The sequence below is a fragment of the Frateuria edaphi genome, from assembly GCF_021117405.1.
Taxonomy (GTDB): Bacteria; Pseudomonadota; Gammaproteobacteria; order Xanthomonadales; family Rhodanobacteraceae; genus Frateuria_A; species Frateuria_A edaphi.
In genome coordinates this window covers 1,630,082-1,647,383 of sequence record NZ_CP088251.1, presented here as the reverse complement: position 1 = coordinate 1,647,383, position 17,302 = coordinate 1,630,082, and the positions used below count along the sequence as shown (strand labels likewise).

Sequence of the window (17,302 nt, the reverse complement as noted above, 5' to 3'; positions counted from 1 at the left end):
CGCGAACGGTCCGTCCATGGACCGCGTAGGGAACGTCAGACCATCAATGCGCGTCCGAAACGGCAACGACGCCTTCCTGCACCTGGACGCGATCGCCCGGGTCGTGGTCCATCCGCACCGTGCGGGTGACGCCGTTGTACTCGTAGCGCACGTTGTAACCGACCACCTTGGTGCTGCTGTCGTTGACCGTCTCGCACTTGCGCTCGGTCGTCGTGGTGACGGTCGGCTGCTGGCGCTTCTCCTGGATCTTCTTGCCTGCATAGCCACCCGCGACCGCGCCAGCCACCGTTGCAAGGGTCTTGCCCTTGCCGCCGCCGACCTGGTGGCCGAGCAGGCCACCGGCGACCGCACCGATTGCCGTGCCGGCGATCTGATGCTGGTCCTTGGGCGGTTCGCTGTGCGTGACCGCTTCGTCGTGACAAACCTGGTGGGGATTGTTCACCGTCTTGCGCACCGGGTCCACGCTCACCACGCGCGCGTACTTGACGCCGTTGTCCGCGGCCGTGGCGCTGGACTGGGCGTTGGCCAGGCCGGCATCGGCACTGGCGTCGCGGTTGCAAGCCGAAATGCCCATCGCGAGCGATGCCGCGATTCCCACCTGAAGCGCATTGACCATCAACCTGTTCATGACTTGCATCTCCTTCGTTTCATTGCGGCGTGGCGGGCGCGCCATGCGTCCACCATTCACCTGCGGAACCATTGAACCTTCGCCATACTGAATCCGGCCTAGACATTCCTCCCTACGCGCAACCCAGGTGACGAACGCGTGACGGAACACTCACATCCGCCTCTGTCCCGGCCCGGCCCCTGGCTGGTCGACAGCCACGTGCACATCGACGACGCCAGTTTCGACACCGACCGCGCGCAGGTCCTCGCGTGCGCTGCCGCTGCGGGCGTGCGGCAGATGATCGTGCCGGGCATCGACGCCGAGAGCTGGCCGCGCATCGACGCCTTGTGCCAAGGCCACGAGGGACTCTATCCGGCCTACGGCCTGCATCCGCTGTTCCTCTCGCGGCACCGTCCCGAGCATCTGCGACTGTTGCGCGAGCGCCTCGGTCACGGCACCGCCGTCGCGCTGGGCGAGATCGGGCTGGACTTCTACGTGGAGGAACTCGACCGCGACCTTCAGCAGCATTACTTCGAGGAACAATTGGCACTGGCCGGGGAGCTCGGCTTGCCGGTGATTGTGCACGCCCGTCGTGCGGTCGAGGAGGTCGTGCTCGCCTTGCGGCGATTCCCCGACCTTCGTGGCGTCGTGCACAGTTTCGCGGGGAGCGAGCAGCAGGCCGAGCGGCTCTACGAAATGGGTTTCATGCTCGGCATCGGCGGCCCGATCACCTATCCCCGCGCCAAGCGACTGCGACGCCTGGTCTCGGACATGCCGATCGATTGCCTGTTACTGGAAACGGACGCGCCCGACCAGCCGAACGCAGGGCGCCAGGGCACGCGCAACGAGCCGGTTCGCATGCTGGAAACGCTGCAGGCGATTGCCGAGCTGCGCGGCGAGACCCCCGAGGCCGTCGCCGCTGCCACTACGGCGAACGCCTGCCGCCTGTTCGGCCTCCCGCCCTCGGCGTTGCTGTAGAAGCGCACCTTGCGCGCGCGCCCGTGCGTCGCGCGAAAGGTCCATTCCACGGCGCTACCGGCACTTGCCTGTCTTTCGCGCCCGCGCTATTTTTGTTCACTGGTGAAATATGAGCTGGTGAAATGGCACGTCTGGGCGACTGCATCGCAATGATGGACGAGGGGATCGGCCGCGTGAGCCAGGTCATCCCCGACATCCCAGCAACCGAAGCGCGTCTGACCCGTCTGCTGCTCATGGTCGGCCATGCCTTCGACGAAGCCGTGGAAGAGGCGCTCAAACCCAACAAGATCAACCACAGCGATTTCCTCACGCTGATGATCCTGTACAGCCGCCCCGACGGCAGTTCCACGCCCGGCGAGCTCTGCGAATACACCTCGCAGGGCGCGACCAACATGACCCGCATCGCCAACGCGCTGGTCAAGCGCAGGCTGATCACGCGTGGCGCCAGCGAGGAAGACCGCCGCCGCGTGGTCATCCGTATCACCCCTGCCGGGCGGCGCTTCGTGCAGAAGCTGCTGCCGCCCCTGTTTCCGCGCGTCAGCGCGGCATTCGTTGGTTTCAACGAGGCCGACAAGCGCAGTTTCAGCCGCCTGCTGCGCAAGCTCGCCGACAACCTCGATCAGCTGGACGAGACCCCCTCCCCGAAGGACGTTCCATGAAACCTGCCCTGCTCCGCCTTCGCACCGCGCTGGCCGCGGCAATCGCGCTGGCGCTGGTCGCGTGCGCCACGCCGCCGGCGAAGCTGTCCTCGCCGCAACTTCGCGACGACGTGCCGCTCGCCGGCCTGGAAACCGCCATTCGCGCCGGCTGGCCCGATGCGCAGTGGTGGCATGCCTATGACGATCCGCAGCTCGACGACCTGATGGACCGCGCCCTGCGCCAGGCGCCGGATCTCGCGCTGGCGCAGAGCCGTGTACAGAGCGCCGAGGAGTCCGCACGGCTGGCCGCGGCGCAAATGGGGCTGACGGTCAACGGCAACGTCCAGTATTCGCGCCAGCGTATGAGCGAGCACGGCCTCATTCCCGCGCAATTCCTCGGCTTCACCTGGTACAGCCAGGCCGACCTCGGCGTGCAGTTGAAGTACGAATTCGACTGGTGGGGCAAGAAGCGGGCGACGGTGGAAGCGGCGCTGGACCAGGCGCACGCCGCCGAGGCACAGCGCAGCGCGGCCGCACTGGCACTGCAATATGCCGTTGCCAGCACCTACTTTGGCTGGCAGGCCGACCAGGCCCGGCTTGCGCTCGCCGACAGGTCGATCGCCGCCGGTGAACAACTGCTGCACATCGCCCAGTTGCGCGTGCGCCAGGGCGTCGACCTGGCCGACACCGCCGAGCAGGCGCGGGCGCAGCTCGCTCAACTGAGGCAGATGCGCACCGCGATCGAGGGCGCGGCCAAGATCAATCGCGTGGTGCTCGCCTCGTTGCTGGGCGTGGCGCCGGCGCAGTTGCCGGAGCTCACGGCGCGCCCGCTGCCGGCGGTCGCCCCGGGGCTTCCCGGCAACGCCAGCCTCGATCTCGTCGCCCGTCGTCCGGACATCGCCGCCAGCCGCTGGCAGGTCGAGGCGACCCTCAAGCAGACCGACGTGGCGCGCGCGCAGTTCTTTCCGGACCTCAGCCTCACGGCGCTGGCTGGCCTGTCCAGCATCGACATGGGCAAGCTGTTCACCGCCGGCAGCCGCGTCTTTGCGGTGACGCCGGCGCTGCACCTGCCGATCTTCGAAGGCGGCGCACTCGAGGCGAACTATGGCCTCAGCCGCGCCCAGCTCGACAGCGCCGTGGCGCAGTACCGCAGCACGGTGCTGGCGGCCGCGCGCGACGTCGCCACGCAGGCGTTGGGAGCCGAGCAACTGGCCGCGCAGCGTAAGCAGCAACACGCGCAACTGACCGCGGACGAGCGCCTGCTCGCCAACGCCCAGGCGCGCCTGCGCCAGGGTGTGCGCGATGGTCGCGAAAGCCTCGCCGCCGAACTCGTCCTGCTGCAGCAGCGCGACGCGCAGACCCAGCTCCACGCGCAGGCGTTGGCCACCGATTTGGCGCTGATCAAGGCGCTCGGCGGCGGCTACCGCAGCGAAGCCCCTTCCGAAACCGCATCCAACACCCCTTCCCCCGGAGTCGACCATGAGCGCCACTGAAGCCGACAAGCACGCCGACAACGACAGCGGCCTGGCCGCCAAGAACCCGGCCAAGCGGCGCCGGGCGCTGATCATCGTGGCCGCCGTGTTCATCCTGGTCGCGCTCATCTGGTTGCTGCTGTGGCTGTTCGTGTTCTCGCACCGCGAGAAGACCGACAACGCCTACGTCGGCGGCAACCAGGTGACGATCTCAGCGCAGGTGCCCGGCACCGTGGTGGCGATCATGGCCGACGACACACAGCGCGTGGAGGCCGGCCAGGTATTGGTCAAGCTCGACCCGACCGATGCCCAGGTTCGTCTTGCGCAAGCGCGCAGCGCGCTGGCCCAGGCGGTGCGCGGCGTGCGCCAGCAGACCAGTTCGGCCAGCGGCGCCGATGCGCAGGTGACCGCGCGCAAGCTGGAGCTGGACAAGCTGGAGGCCGACCTCAAACGCCACTTGCCGCTGCTGGGCGCGCATGCCGAATCGCCCGAGATCGTGCAGCACCTGCGCGATGGCGTGGCGCAGGCGCGTGCCGGGCTGGATGCGGCCAAGGCGCAGGCCGCAGCCGCGCACGCCGCAGTCGAGGGTACGGATGTGGCCGAGAACCCATCCGTGTTGCAGGCCCGCGCCAATTTCCGCGCCGCCTGGATCGCCGCGCAGCGCAACGCGATTCTGGCCCCGGTCTCCGGCTATGTGGCCCAGCGCAGCGTGCAACTGGGCAACAGCATCGCGCCTGGCCAGCAGTTGATGACCGTGGTGCCGCTGCACGATCTGTGGATCGACGCCAACTTCAAGGAAGGCCAGTTGCAGCATATCCGTATCGGCCAGCCCGCGACCGTCGAGGCCGACATCTATGGTGGCGACGTCGAGTATCACGGCAAGGTGGTCGGCCTGGGCGCCGGCACCGGCAGCGCCTTCTCGCTGCTGCCGGCGCAAAACGCCACCGGCAACTGGATCAAGGTGGTGCAGCGCGTGCCGGTGCGCATCGCGCTGGACAACAAGGAGCTGGACAAGCATCCGCTGCGCGTGGGCCTGTCGACCGATGTAACCGTGGACATCTCCGACGATCGCGGCCCAGTGCTGGCGCAGGCGCCGGCGCAACAGCCTGTTGCCGAGACGAGCGTGTACGACCGCCTGATGGACAAGGCCGATGACGAAGCCCGGCACATCATCCAGGCCAACCTGCCCCGCGCCGCCAAATAACCTGAAGGCCCCGCCCCATGGCCGCCACGCCCAACGACACCAAGCCGCTGCCGCCCCTCCACGGCAGCGCGCTGGTACTGCTCACCATCGCCGTCGCGTTCAGCACTTTCATGGAAGTGCTGGACATGACCATCGTCAACGTAGCCGTGCCGCACATCGCCGGCAGCCTGGGCGTGAGCCCGAGCGAAGGCACCTGGACGATTAGCTCCTATGCGCTGGCCAGCGCGATCATGCAGCCGTTGACGGGCTGGATCGCGCGGCGATTCGGCGAGGTGCGCAGCTTCGTCGTGTCGGTGCTGCTGTTCGTCACCTTCTCGATGGTGTGCGGACTGGCGACCTCGATGCCGCTGCTGGTGATCGCGCGCCTGCTGCAGGGCGCCGGTTCCGGCCCGATGGTGGCGCTTTCGCTCACGCTGTTGCTGTCCAGCTATCCCAAAGCCAAGCAAGGGATCGCGCTGGCGCTGTGGGCGATGACCGTGGTGGTCGCGCCGATCTTCGGCCCGATCCTGGGCGGCTGGTTGACCGACAACTTCTCATGGCCGTGGATCTTCTACATCAACCTGCCGGTGGGCCTGGCCGCGGCGGTGATCACCTGGGGCCTGCTGCACAAGCGCGAGACGAAGACCGCCAAGACGCCGATCGACGCGGTCGGGCTGGGACTGCTGGTGATCGGCGTGGGCGCGCTGCAGTTCATGCTGGATAACGGCAACGACCACGACTGGTTCGCCTCGCCGATGATCACCACGCTCGGGATCATCGCGCTGGTCTGCCTCACCTTCCTGATCGTGTGGGAACTGCATGCCAAGCACCCGATCGTGGACCTGGCGCTGTTCAAGGAGCGCAACTTCACCGTGGGCGTGATTGCCCTGACGCTCGGCATGTTCGCCTTCTTCGGCATCAACGTGGTGTTCCCGCTGTGGCTGCAGGTGACGCTCAACTACACCGCCACCTGGGCAGGTCTGGCCACCGCACCGGTGGGCGTGCTGGCCTTCCTGATGGCGCCCATATTGGGCCGCAACATGCACCGGCTCGACCTGCGCGGCGTGGTGACGTTCTCCTTCATCGTGTTTGCGATCACGTCCTACTGGTTCTCCACGTTCAACAGCCTGGCCTCGTTCTCGTCACTGGTATGGCCGCGCTTCGTGATGGGCATTGCCATTCCCTGCTTCTTCATCCCCCTCAACCAGATCTACCTCTCCGGCCTGCCGCCGGAGCAGATCGCCAGCGCCACCGGCCTGTCCAACTTCTGCCGCACGATGGGATCGAGCATCTCCACCGCGGTGACGGTGACGCTGTGGCAGCACCGCGGCGAAACCCACCACGCCACGCTGACCGAAAACATCGACACCACGCACACGGCCGCCACCGGCTTTCTGCAGCAGGCAACGCACATGGGCATGTCGCACACGCAGGGCCTCGGTCTGCTTAACCAGCTGGTCACCCGCGAATCGCTGACTTTGGCGGTGAACGACGTATTCCTCGCCTGCGCGGTGCTGTTCGTTCTGCTGATCCCGATCCTGTGGTTCGCCCGGCCGCCGTTCGGCAGCGCGGGCGGTGCGGTAGGCCATTGACGCGTAGCGGCATGGGTTTCTTTGCTGCACCGGCGGGTGCAGCATGGATGTCTGGTGCAGCGCAATACCTTCTGCTAGCGTGTGCCGCATGGCACAAAAACTGCGCATCATCAAGAAGTATCCGAACCGCCGGCTCTACGACACGGAGATTTCCAGCTACATCACGCTGGAAGAAGTCCGTCAGCTGGTACTGGACGGCGAAACCTTCGAGGTCCGCGATGCCAAGAGCGGCGAGGACCTGACCCGCTCGGTGCTTCTGCAGATCATCTCCGAGCACGAGGAGAAGGGGCAGCCGATGCTCTCTCCCCAACTGCTCAGCCAGATCATCCGTTTTTACGGTGATTCGTTGCAGGGGTTCATGGGCCCTTATCTGGAGCGCAGCCTGCAGGTCTTCCTCGACCAGCAACAGCAGTTCCGCGCCCAGCTCAACAGCCTGATGGGACAAACGCCCTGGTCGATGCTCAACGAGCTCACCGAGCGCAACCTGGATGCCTGGAAGACCATGCAGCGCGGCTTCCTGGACGCCGCCGCGCAGACACCGCCGAACAAGACCCCCAAGGGCTGAGCCAGCTCTTTATCAGATAAATAGCCGTCCGCCGGGACGACATTCGCACCTTCTCCCCTCCGGGGAGAAGGTTGGGATGAGGGGCCGGGGCTCGCGGGGAGCCATCGCTCCAGGGTTGTCGATCGACAACCTCGTTTTGACCACCTTCTTCGCAAGACTTGCCCCTCACCCCAACCCTCTCCCCGGATGGGAGGGGGAGCCAAAAGGCGCGCCGCACCCAGCCCTTCCTCGGAGGAGGGGAAGCGAGCCATTGCAACCCCGCGCCGCTTGCGGAACAGTTCGGCGATGCCCGCAACGGATCGCCCATGAGCAGCAAACCTTCCATCACCCTGATTGGCGGCGGCCTGGTCGGCGCGCTGCTGGCCCAGCAGCTGGCGCGCCGCGGTTTCGCCGTGGATGTGTTCGAGAAGCGCCCCGACCCGCGCGTCGCCGGCTTCCTCGGCGGTCGCTCGATCAACCTGGCCCTGGCCGAACGCGGCCTGCAGGCGTTGCGCAGTGCGGGGCTGGCCGAAGACGTACTGCAGCACGCCGTGATGATGCGCGGTCGAATGGTGCACACCACGGACGGCCGCAGCGGCCTGCAGCGCTACGGCGTGGACGACAGCGAGGTGATCTGGTCTGTCTCCCGTGGCGGGCTCAACATGCTGCTGCTGGACGCCGCCGAGGCGGCTGGCGTGCGTTTCCATTTCGGCCAGGGCCTGGTTTCGGCCGATTTCGATGCCGGCCGCATCCGCGTGGCCGATCTCGATGGCATCGAACGTGAGCTCGATGCTCCGGTAGTGATCGGCGCCGACGGCGCGGGCTCCGCGCTGCGCATGGCGATGAATGCCCACCACCCGCTGGGCGAGCGCACCGAGTGGCTGGGGCATGGCTACAAGGAACTGGAAATCCCGCCCGCTTCCCGGTTGCCGCACGCGCTGCTGCGCGACAGTGGCGGCCACGACCAGTACGCCATCGAACCCAACGCGCTGCACATCTGGCCCCGTGGCGGCTACATGTGCATCGCCTTGCCCAACACCGAGGGCAGTTTCACCGTCACCTTGTTCCTGCCCACGCAAGGACCGCACCCGAGCTTCGCCACGGTGCCGGATGCGCGCGCGGCCGAGGCGTTCTTCCAGGACGATTTCGCGGATCTGCTGCCCCTGCTGCCCAGCTTCGCCGACGATTACGACGCCCATCCGGTGGGCACGCTTGCCACGCTTTACCTGGAGCGCTGGCACCTCGGCGGCCGCGCGTTGCTGGTGGGTGACGCTGCCCACGCCATCGTGCCTTTCCACGGCCAGGGCATGAACTGCGGATTCGAGGACACGGTGGTGTTGGCCGAGCTGCTGGAGGGCAACGGTCCGGTCGAAGCCTTCGCCGAGTTCCAGCGCATCCGCCAGCCCAACGCCGACGCGATCGCCGCCATGGCATTGGAAAACTACGTCGAAATGCGCGATTCGGTAGCCGATCCCCGCTATCTGGCCAAGCGCGAACTTGCCTCGCGCCTGGCTGCGCGGGCGCCGGAGCACTTCATGGCGCGCTACCGCATGGTTACCTTCACCCACCTGCCCTACGCCTACGCGCTCGAGCGTGGAGGTGCGCAGGATGTGCTGCTGGAGCAGTTGCTGCGCGATTCCAACGATGTGGCCTCGGTCGACCTGGACGCCGCCGTGGCCACCCTCAAAGCCACGCTGCCGCCCCTGCCGCCGCTGCGCCATGGATGAGGAATTGCTGAAAGCCTACTGCCGCAGCGCCTATCGCGTGCGCCTGCGCTCGGGCGGCGCCGCCACCATCCGGATCGGCGAGCCGTTGCCGGTCGCATTACGACCGCTGGCCGGCAACCGCGACTGGGGCTTTTTCACCGCCTGGAACCCGCGTTCCAGGCCAGTGCCGCCGACGGTGAACCGCGCGGCCGAACGGCGCCTGCTGGCCGACCTGCGGGCCGATACCTCGCTCGAGGTCCATCCGGCACTGGGCATGGGCACCGATGGCTGGCGCGAACCGAGCTTCTGGATCGTGGGCATCGGCCCGGAGGCGCTGGAGCGCCTGGGCGACCGGTACGGACAGAACGCCTGGCTGTTCGGGCACGGGGCGGGGGTTGCGGAGTTGCGGTTGGGCTGATTGCGACCTTCCGGCAAGGCGCTCCCATCCGTCTTTCGGCGCCTTCCCCCGCAGGCGGGGGAAGGCCCAATCAGCGTCCGGAGCCTTCCCGGGTGCGCCTCCACACCGCATGGACAAGTTACGCACGCATTGCGGACAATCCCCGGGATGACCTCCGCCCACGCCATCCCGCTGCTGCAAGCGCGGGGCCTGTCCTTTCTGCGCGCCGACGAGCCGGTGTTCGGCCCGCTGGATTTCGCCCTGCACGCAGGCGAACTGGCGCTGGTCGAAGGCGACAACGGGAGCGGCAAGACCACCCTGCTGCGCCTGCTGGCCGGCCTGCTGCACATCGGCGAGGGCGAACTTCAGTGGCGCGGACAGCGCTGGAGCCGCGACGCCTGCGCGAGCGAGGTGCTGTTCCTGGGCCATCAGCTCGGCCTGAAGATGGACATGAGCCCGCGCGAGAACCTGCACATCGTCGCCGGCCTGCATGGCACGCGCGAGGGCCGCAGCGCGGCGTCCGTGCTGGGCGAGGTCGGCCTGGCCGGCTACGAGGACGAACCCGTACGTCGCTTGTCCGCGGGCCAGAAGAAGCGCGCCGCACTGGCGCGGTTGTTGCTGCTGCCGGCGGCCCTGTGGTTGCTGGACGAGCCGTACGCGAACCTGGACCGCGCAGGCATCGCGCTGGTCAACCGGCTGCTGGAAACGCACATCGCCGAGGGCGGCGCGGCGCTCGTCACCAGCCACGGCGCGGTGAGCTTCCACGGCGGCGAACCGAAGCGGATCCGCATGCATGTTTGAGATGGTTGGTTCGTCACCGACACCGGAGCTGCCTGCATGAGCCGGGCCTCGCTTGCGGTCGCCTGCGCGGCCGTGCTGCGGCGAGACCTCACGCTCGCCTGGCGCCGCCGTGGCGACATAGCCATGCCGGTGCTGTACGCGTTGATCGTGGCCACGCTCTTTCCGTTCGCGCTCGGGCCGGAGGATGCCCTGCTTCAGCGCATCGCCGGCGGTGTAGTGCTGGTCACCGTGCTGCTGGCCATGCTGCTGGCGCTCGATGCCATGTTCCGCAGCGACATCGAGGACGGTTCGCTGGAGCAACTGGTGCTTGCACCCCAGCCGCTGGCGATGATGCTGGCGATGAAGATTCTCGCCCACTGGCTCACCACCGCGCTTCCGCTGATCGTGATCGCACCGCTGCTGGCCGGCATGCTGCACCTGCCCGTGCCGGTGATGGGCGTACTCATGCTGGCGTTGCTGCTGGCCACGCCGATGCTCAGCCTGCTGGGCGCGGTGCTGGTCGCGCTGACGGCCGGAACGCGGCGCTCTGGTATGCTGCTCGCCCTGATGCTGCTGCCACTCTGCGTGCCGGTGGTCATCTTTGCCGCAGGTGCGGTCGCGGCCGCCCAACAGGGGTTACCTTGGGTTGCCCCGATCGCCTGGCTCGGTGCGGCGCTCGCCCTGGCCCTGGTGCTTGCACCGCTCGCCTGCGCCGCCGCCCTTCGCATTGCTTTGGACGCCTGACACCATGTCCAAGTGGATTCCCCTCTGGCTGCACAAGCTCGGCTCGCCGCCGATCTTCTACCGCTTCGCCGGCACGCTGCGGCCATGGTTCCTGGCGCTGGCGCTGATCGCCGGCGCGATCGGCCTGTACGGCGGACTGGTGTTGGCGCCCGCTGATTACCAGCAGGGCGACGCCTACCGGATCATCTTCATCCACGTGCCCAGCGCGTGGATGGGGCTGTTCATCTATGGCGTGATGGCGGTGGCTTCGTTCATCGCCCTGGTCTGGCGCATCAAGCTGGCCGAAGCGGTGGCCATGGAATCGGCGCCGATCGGCGCAGCGTTCACCTTCATCACCCTGGTTACCGGTTCGCTGTGGGGCAAGCCGATGTGGGGCACCTGGTGGACCTGGGACGCACGACTGACCTCCGAGCTGGTGCTGCTGTTCCTGTACCTGGGCGTGATCGGGCTGTACCACGCCTTCGAGGACCGCCGGCAAGGCGCCCGGGCCGCCGCGTTCCTGGCCATCATCGGCATCATCAACGTGCCGATCGTGCACTTCTCGGTGAACTGGTGGAACACGCTGCACCAGGGCTCGACCGTACGCATCCTTGGCCCCTCCAAGATCAGCATGGACATGTTGTGGCCGCTGCTGACCATGATGCTGGCGACCAAGCTGTACTACGTGGCCAGCCTGTTCGGACGCGTGCGCGCGGACCTGCTGGAGCTCGAAGGCGGCAAGGACTGGGTGCGCAGGATCGCCACCGGCGGACAGGCCTCGGGAGAACAGGCATGAGCCAGTTCCTCGCCATGGGCGGTTACGCCGCATACGTGTGGCCGGCTTATGCCGTGTTTTTCATCGTGCTGCTGGCCGATTTCATTTCCCCGCTGCTGCGCCGCCGCCGCAACTTGCGTGAACTTCGCGCCCGACTGGCGCGTCAAACGGCGCGCCAGCAACGCGCCGCCTCGCCCGCCGTGAATCCATGAACCCGACCCGCAAACGCCGCCTGATCATCGTCCTGCTCGTGCTCGCCGCCGCCGTGGTGGCGGTGGGGCTGACCGTGTTCGCCCTGCAGCAGAACATGAACTACCTGTTTACCCCGAGCCAGGTGCGCGCCGGCCAGGCCGAGGCGTACAAGACCTTCCGCCTTGGGGGCATGGTCAAGGCAGGCTCGATCGAGCGCTCGGGCGAGTCGCTCAAGGTCGGCTTCACCGTCATCGACGCCGACGGCGCGATGCCGGTCGAGTACACCGGCATCCTTCCGGACCTGTTCCGCGACAACCAGTCGGTGATCGCCACGGGACACATGGCTGACGGTCATTTCGTGGCCACCGAAGTGCTGGCCAAGCACGATGAAACCTACATGCCCAAGGAACTGAAGGACGCCATGGAGAAGGCGCACCACGGCAAGACCGTGGCTGCCAACGAGGCCCCGCAATGACTCCCGAACTTGGCCAGCTCGCCCTCATCCTCGCCATGCTGCTCGCCCTGGCGCAAGGCGTGCTTCCGCTGGTCGGCGCCTGGCGCGGCAATCGCGCGCTGATGGCCACCGCGCGCCCGGCCGCCGCAGGCCAGGCGGTATTCGTGGCGCTGGCGTTCGGCCTGCTGGTGTGGGCGTTTCTGACGTTCGATTTCTCGGTCCAGTACGTAGCCGACAACTCGAACCTTGCCCTGCCCTGGTACTACCGCATCGCTGCGGTATGGGGCGCGCACGAAGGTTCGATGCTGCTGTGGGTGCTGATCCTCAACGTCTGGACGGTCGCACTGGCCGCCTTCAGCCGCCAGTTGCCGGAGGAGTTCCTGGCGCGCGTGCTGGGCGTGCTCGGCATCGTGGCGGTCGGCTTCCTGGCCTTCATCGTCTTCACCTCCAATCCCTTCGCGCGCCTGTTGCCCATGCCGCCTGACGGTGGCGACCTGAACCCGGTGCTGCAGGACCCAGGCATGACCTTCCACCCGCCCGTTCTGTACATGGGCTACGTGGGCTTCTCGGTGGCCTTCGCCTTCTCCATCGCCGCGCTGCTGGGCGGCTCGCTGGAACAGGGCTGGGTGCGTTGGGCCCGACCGTGGACCAACGCCGCCTGGGCGTTCCTCACCTGCGGCATCGTCGCCGGCAGCTGGTGGGCCTACGCGGAGCTGGGCTGGGGTGGTTGGTGGTTCTGGGATCCGGTCGAGAACGCCAGTTTCATGCCGTGGCTGGTGGGCGTGGCGCTGATCCATGCGCAGGCGGTGACCGAGAAGCGCGGTTCACTCCGCGCATGGACGATCCTGCTTTCGATCTTCGCTTTCTCGCTGTCGCTGCTGGGTACCTTCCTGGTGCGCTCGGGCGTGCTGACCAGCGTGCATGCGTTCGCCTCCGACCCGCGCCGCGGCCTGTACATCCTGGCCTTCCTGGCGATCGTGATCGGCGGTTCGCTGCTGCTGTACGCGGTGCGTGCGCCGAAAGTCGCCGGCGGCAAGTCGTTCGCGTTGCTCTCGCGGGAGACGGTGATCCTGATCGCCAACCTGATGTTCACCGTGGCCGCTGCCATGGTGCTGCTGGGCACGCTGTTCCCGCTGATCGGGGACGCGCTGCACCTGGGCAAGATATCGGTCGGCCCGCCCTACTTCGGCTTCCTGTTCCCGCTGCTGATGCTGCCGGTGGTCCTGTTGTTGCCGTTCGGTCCGTTCCTGCGCTGGGGCAAGAGCGAGGCCGGCCCGCTCAAGAGCGTGCTGCTGCGGGTGACGATCGCCGCGGTCGCGTGCGCGATCGTGGCCGCGTTCTTCGTGCAGGGCCAGGCGAAGGCGATCGCCGGCGTGGCAGCGGCGGTGTGGTGCGGCGTCGGAACGCTGCTTTACGTCTACAAGCGCTGGCGCGAGATGCCGCGCGGGCGGCGCTACCCCGCCGAGATGGCCGGCATGCTGCTGGCGCATTTCGGCCTGGGCGTGTTCCTTGTCGGCGTGCTGCTGTCCGAGTCCCTGAGCGTCACCCGCGACGTGCGCATGGCGCCGGGCGATACGCAGACCGTGGGCGCCTACACGTTCCGCTTCGATGGCGTGGACGCCACCCGCGGTCCCAACTGGCATGCCGAGCAAGGCACGGTCACGGTGATGCGTGACGGCAAGACGATCGACGTCATGCACCCGCAGAAGCGTACCTATCCGCGCGGTCAGGTGCAGACCGAATCGGCGATCGACCCGGGCGTCACCCGCGATCTCTATGTGGCCCTCGGCGAGCCAATGGATCCGAACAAGCTCGAAGGCGCCTGGGCGCTGCGGCTCTACGCCAAGCCGTTCGTGCGCTGGATCTGGGCAGGTGGCCTGTTCATGATGCTGGGCGGTTTCGTGGCCGGCGCGGACAAGCGCTTCCGGGCCAGACGCTCGGCCGCCAAGGTTCCGGCCGAGCCCGTCCTCCCGGTCGAGGAATCACGTGCATGAGCCGTTCGCTGCCGCTGATCGGCTTCCTGATGCTGGTGGGTCTGTTTGGTTTCGGCATCTGGTGGAACACCCGGCATGACCCGCGCGAGGTGCCATCGCCACTGATCGGCAAGCCGGCGCCCGAGTTCGTTCTGCCGTTGCTGGACGACCCGGCCAGGACGGTCAGCAAGGCCTCGATGCTGGGCAAGCCTTACCTGGTCAACGTGTTCGCCAGCTGGTGCATCGCCTGCGGCGAGGAGCATCCGGTGCTCATGGCCGAAGGCCGCACTCTGGGGGTTCCATTGGTCGGTTACGATTACAAGGACGCGCCCGAGGATGCCAAGGCCTGGCTTGCCCAGCACGGCAATCCGTACGACATGGTGATCGCCGACCAGCCCGGCCGCACCGCTATCGACTTTGGCGTGTACGGCGCGCCGGAAAGCTTCCTGATCGATGCCAGGGGTACGATCCGCTACAAGCACATCGGGCCGTTCACGCCCGAAGTGATCGAGCGCGAGCTCAAGCCGCTGATCGCGCAGCTCAAGCAGGAGGCGCCATGAGCGTCCTGCTTCCCTGCCGGAGTGCCCTTGGGCGCGGGCGCGCGGCATGCGGGCCGCGCCCGGGGGCGCTCCTGCAGTTGCTCTTCGCGCTGTTCATCGCGTTCTCGGGCATGGCCAACGCCCAGGCGATCGACCCGCTGCCCTTCAAGGATCACGCCCAGGAAATCCGATTCCAGAACCTGACGCGCCAGCTGCGCTGCCTGGTCTGCCAGAACGAGAACCTCGCCGACTCCAACGCCGACCTGGCGCGCGATCTGCGCCATGAGGTGTTCGGCCTGATGCAGCAGGGCAAGACGGATGACCAGATCAAGCAATACCTGGTCGACCGGTACTCCGACTTCGTGCTGTACGACCCGCCGGTCAAGCCGTCCACCTGGCTGCTCTGGTTCGGTCCCGCGTTGTTCCTGCTGATGGGTGGCGCGGTCGTACTGATGACCATCCGCAAGCGCGGCCGCGCCACACGCATCGACAGCCGGCTGGTCGACAACGCCACGATCGAACAAGGGGACGATTGGTGAAGCTCGCGTTCTACCTGATCGCTGCCGCGATGATCGCGGCGGCGCTCGCGCTGCTGCTCTGGCCACTGGTGCGGCACGGTCGGCGCCAGGGCCGCCCTGGCGGCCTGTTCGCAGTGGTGCTGGCGGTCGCCTTCGTCGTGCCCCTGGCCGCTGGCGGGATCTATCTGCTGGTGGGAACGCCGGTGGCACTCGACGGCGTTGCGGCACAGCCGTCGATGGACATCGACCAGGCTGTCACCGAGCTGCGCGACCATCTCAAGCAGCAGCCGGGTGACCTGCAGGGCTGGATGTTGCTGGCACAGACCGAGGCGGCCCTTCACCAGAACGCGCAAGCGCGCGAAGCCTACGACCAGGCGCTGCGCCTGGATCCGAAGAATGGCGCGGCGATGGTCGGATGGGCCGAGGCCGATTCGATGGTTCGCGACGACCACCGCATCGAGGGCCGTGCCCTCGATCTGCTCAAGCAGGCGGTGCAGTCCGATCCAGCCAACCAGCGCGGTCTTTGGCTGCTCGGCATCAGCCAGTTCCAGCACGAGGATTACGCCGCCTCGGCCGCCACCTGGCGCCGCCTGCAACCATTGTTGGAGCCGGGCTCCAACGTGGCCAAGGCGGTGACCGAGCAGATCGCCGTGGCCGAAGCGCGTGCCGGCGGGAAACCGGCCTCCGCCACCAACGTCGAAGGCCCCCGCCTCACGGTGAAGGTGCAGCTTGCCCCCGCGTTGCGCGACAAGCTCAAGCCCGGCGCCGCGCTTTTCGTCTACGCGCGCGCCGAACGGGGACCACCGATGCCGCTTGCCGTGGCACGGCTGGAGGCTTCGCAGTTGCCAACCACGGTCACGCTGACCGACGCCATGGCGATGGCGCCGCAGCTGAAGCTCTCCTCGGCGGACAAGGTGCTCGTCGGCGCGCGAATCAGCGCCAGCGGCCAGGCCATCGCCCAGGCCGGCGACCTGGAGGGGGATGCCGGCGTGGTGGCGGTGGATCAGACCGGGCCGATCCGGATCGTCATCGACAAGGTCCACCCATGACCACGCACGCGCCCGACGCCCGTCGCCACCATGCCCTGCCCTCGCCATTCGCGATGAAGCGCGGCGGCCAGTTGCAGGGGGCGCGGGTCGCGTACGAAACCTGGGGTCAGCTGAGGCAGAACCGCGACAACGCCGTGCTGATCCTCACCGGTCTCTCGCCCAGTGCGCACGCCGCCTCCAACGCAGACGACCCGACGCCCGGCTGGTGGGAGGAGATGCTCGGTCCGGGCAAGGCGATCGACACCGATCGATGGTTCGTGATCTGCGTGAACTCGCTGGGCAGCGACAAGGGCTCGACCTGCCCGGCTTCGATCGACCCGGCCACCGGCGAGCCCTACCGTCTGCGCTTCCCGGAGCTGGCGCTGGAGGATGTCGCCAACGCCGCCTTCGATCTGGTGCGCAACGGCCTCGGCATCGAACAGCTGGCCTGCCTCATCGGCTGTTCGATGGGCGGGATGGGCGCGCTGGCCTATATGGTCCTGCACCCGGATAGCGTGCGCGCGCACATCAGCGTGGACACCGCGCCGCAGGCGCAACCCTTCGCCATCGCCATCCGCTCGCTGCAACGCGAGGCGATCCGGCTCGATCCGCAGTGGAACGGCGGTGACTACGACATCCATGACAGCGACGGTGGCCGCTATCCCGAGATGGGCATGAGCATCGCGCGTAAGCTGGGCGTGATCACCTACCGATCCGCGATGGAATGGAACGGCCGATTCGCGCGCATCCGGCTGGATCCGGAAAAGCGCGAGGAGGAGCCGTTCGGTTTCGAGTTCCAGGTCGAGTCCTACCTGCAGGGCCACGCGCAACGCTTCGTGCGCAGCTTCGATCCCAACTCCTACCTCTATCTGTCGCGCGCCAGCGACTGGTTCGACATCGGCGAGTACGGTGGTGGCGACATCATGGAAGGCCTCAAGCGCATCCGGATCGAGCGCGCGCTTGTGATCGGCGTCAGCACCGACATCCTGTTTCCGCTCGAACAGCAGGAACAGATCGCCACCGGGCTTTCGGCCGCCGGCGCCCAGGTGGAATTCGTGGCGCTGGACTCGCCGCAGGGCCACGACGCCTTCCTCGTGGACATTCCCAACTACAGCCGCGCCATCGGTGGCTTCCTCGCCCGTGTGTGAATCCCTGACGAGTCCGTCTCGGCTGGCTAACAGTCGTGCGCTAAACTCCGCGTGA

At 67.4% G+C, this 17,302-nt stretch carries 19 protein-coding genes; 18 read left to right on the top strand and 1 reads right to left on the bottom strand.

Annotation, left to right across the window (positions count from 1 at the left end; all coding sequences use genetic code 11):
* Positions 1–43: 43 nt before the first annotated feature.
* Complete coding sequence (locus LQ772_RS07860) at positions 44–628, bottom strand: glycine zipper 2TM domain-containing protein (protein ID WP_231325534.1); 585 nt, start codon at positions 626–628, stop codon at positions 44–46.
* Between the two features lie 138 nt (positions 629–766).
* On the opposite strand from LQ772_RS07860, the gene LQ772_RS07855 reads away from it, so the two are divergent.
* From LQ772_RS07855 to metX, 18 genes are all read left to right on the top strand, one after another.
* Positions 767–1,585, top strand: a complete 819-nt coding sequence (locus tag LQ772_RS07855; protein WP_231325532.1) for a TatD family hydrolase — start codon at positions 767–769, stop codon at positions 1,583–1,585.
* Positions 1,586–1,707: 122 nt separating this feature from the next.
* Positions 1,708–2,244: a MarR family winged helix-turn-helix transcriptional regulator gene (locus tag LQ772_RS07850; protein WP_231325530.1), complete on the top strand. Its 537-nt coding sequence runs from the start codon at positions 1,708–1,710 to the stop codon at positions 2,242–2,244.
* Complete coding sequence (locus tag LQ772_RS07845) at positions 2,241–3,716, top strand: efflux transporter outer membrane subunit (RefSeq protein WP_231325528.1); 1,476 nt, start codon at positions 2,241–2,243, stop codon at positions 3,714–3,716. The genes LQ772_RS07850 and LQ772_RS07845 overlap by 4 nt, the downstream gene beginning before the upstream one ends.
* Positions 3,703–4,899, top strand: a complete 1,197-nt coding sequence (locus LQ772_RS07840) for an HlyD/EmrA/EmrK family protein (RefSeq protein WP_231325526.1) — start codon at positions 3,703–3,705, stop codon at positions 4,897–4,899. The genes LQ772_RS07845 and LQ772_RS07840 overlap by 14 nt, the downstream gene beginning before the upstream one ends.
* A 17-nt stretch (positions 4,900–4,916) precedes the next feature.
* Entirely contained in the window at positions 4,917–6,470 is a 1,554-nt protein-coding gene (locus LQ772_RS07835) for a DHA2 family efflux MFS transporter permease subunit (RefSeq protein ID WP_231325525.1), read from the top strand.
* A gap of 88 nt (positions 6,471–6,558) precedes the next feature.
* A complete protein-coding gene (gene phaR / locus LQ772_RS07830; RefSeq protein ID WP_231325523.1) occupies positions 6,559–7,035 on the top strand; it encodes a polyhydroxyalkanoate synthesis repressor PhaR in 477 nt (158 codons plus the stop codon).
* Positions 7,036–7,340: 305 nt separating this feature from the next.
* On the top strand, positions 7,341–8,741 hold the full coding sequence (locus tag LQ772_RS07825; RefSeq protein ID WP_231325521.1) for an FAD-dependent oxidoreductase: 1,401 nt from the start codon (positions 7,341–7,343) through the stop codon (positions 8,739–8,741).
* On the top strand, positions 8,734–9,138 hold the full coding sequence (locus tag LQ772_RS07820) for a DUF3293 domain-containing protein (RefSeq protein WP_231325519.1): 405 nt from the start codon (positions 8,734–8,736) through the stop codon (positions 9,136–9,138). The genes LQ772_RS07825 and LQ772_RS07820 overlap by 8 nt, the downstream gene beginning before the upstream one ends.
* 147 nt (positions 9,139–9,285) lie before the next feature.
* Positions 9,286–9,918, top strand: coding sequence for a cytochrome c biogenesis heme-transporting ATPase CcmA (gene ccmA / locus LQ772_RS07815; RefSeq protein WP_231325518.1), 633 nt, complete (start codon positions 9,286–9,288; stop codon positions 9,916–9,918).
* A gap of 36 nt (positions 9,919–9,954) precedes the next feature.
* The gene (gene ccmB / locus LQ772_RS07810) at positions 9,955–10,641 is read left to right on the top strand and encodes a heme exporter protein CcmB (protein ID WP_231325516.1); all 687 of its coding nucleotides are present in this window, start codon (positions 9,955–9,957) and stop codon (positions 10,639–10,641) included.
* Positions 10,642–10,645: 4 nt separating this feature from the next.
* Positions 10,646–11,416, top strand: a complete 771-nt coding sequence (locus tag LQ772_RS07805; protein WP_231325514.1) for a heme ABC transporter permease — start codon at positions 10,646–10,648, stop codon at positions 11,414–11,416.
* Positions 11,413–11,607: a heme exporter protein CcmD gene (ccmD, locus tag LQ772_RS07800; protein ID WP_231325512.1), complete on the top strand. Its 195-nt coding sequence runs from the start codon at positions 11,413–11,415 to the stop codon at positions 11,605–11,607. Before LQ772_RS07805 ends, ccmD begins: the two co-directional genes overlap by 4 nt.
* On the top strand, positions 11,604–12,062 hold the full coding sequence (ccmE, locus tag LQ772_RS07795; RefSeq protein ID WP_231325511.1) for a cytochrome c maturation protein CcmE: 459 nt from the start codon (positions 11,604–11,606) through the stop codon (positions 12,060–12,062). The genes ccmD and ccmE overlap by 4 nt, the downstream gene beginning before the upstream one ends.
* A complete protein-coding gene (locus LQ772_RS07790; RefSeq protein ID WP_231325509.1) occupies positions 12,059–14,035 on the top strand; it encodes a heme lyase CcmF/NrfE family subunit in 1,977 nt (658 codons plus the stop codon). The genes ccmE and LQ772_RS07790 overlap by 4 nt, the downstream gene beginning before the upstream one ends.
* Positions 14,032–14,574 carry a DsbE family thiol:disulfide interchange protein gene (locus tag LQ772_RS07785; RefSeq protein WP_231325507.1) on the top strand — a complete coding sequence of 181 codons (543 nt, stop codon included), beginning with the start codon at positions 14,032–14,034 and terminating at the stop codon, positions 14,572–14,574. The genes LQ772_RS07790 and LQ772_RS07785 overlap by 4 nt, the downstream gene beginning before the upstream one ends.
* Positions 14,571–15,092 carry a cytochrome c-type biogenesis protein gene (locus LQ772_RS07780; protein ID WP_425600828.1) on the top strand — a complete coding sequence of 174 codons (522 nt, stop codon included), beginning with the start codon at positions 14,571–14,573 and terminating at the stop codon, positions 15,090–15,092. The genes LQ772_RS07785 and LQ772_RS07780 overlap by 4 nt, the downstream gene beginning before the upstream one ends.
* The gene (locus tag LQ772_RS07775) at positions 15,089–16,120 is read left to right on the top strand and encodes a tetratricopeptide repeat protein (protein WP_231325506.1); all 1,032 of its coding nucleotides are present in this window, start codon (positions 15,089–15,091) and stop codon (positions 16,118–16,120) included. The genes LQ772_RS07780 and LQ772_RS07775 overlap by 4 nt, the downstream gene beginning before the upstream one ends.
* Positions 16,117–17,247 (top strand): homoserine O-acetyltransferase MetX, encoded by a 1,131-nt coding sequence (metX, locus tag LQ772_RS07770; RefSeq protein ID WP_231325504.1) that lies wholly within the window; start codon positions 16,117–16,119, stop codon positions 17,245–17,247. Before LQ772_RS07775 ends, metX begins: the two co-directional genes overlap by 4 nt.
* Positions 17,248–17,302: the final 55 nt, after the last annotated feature.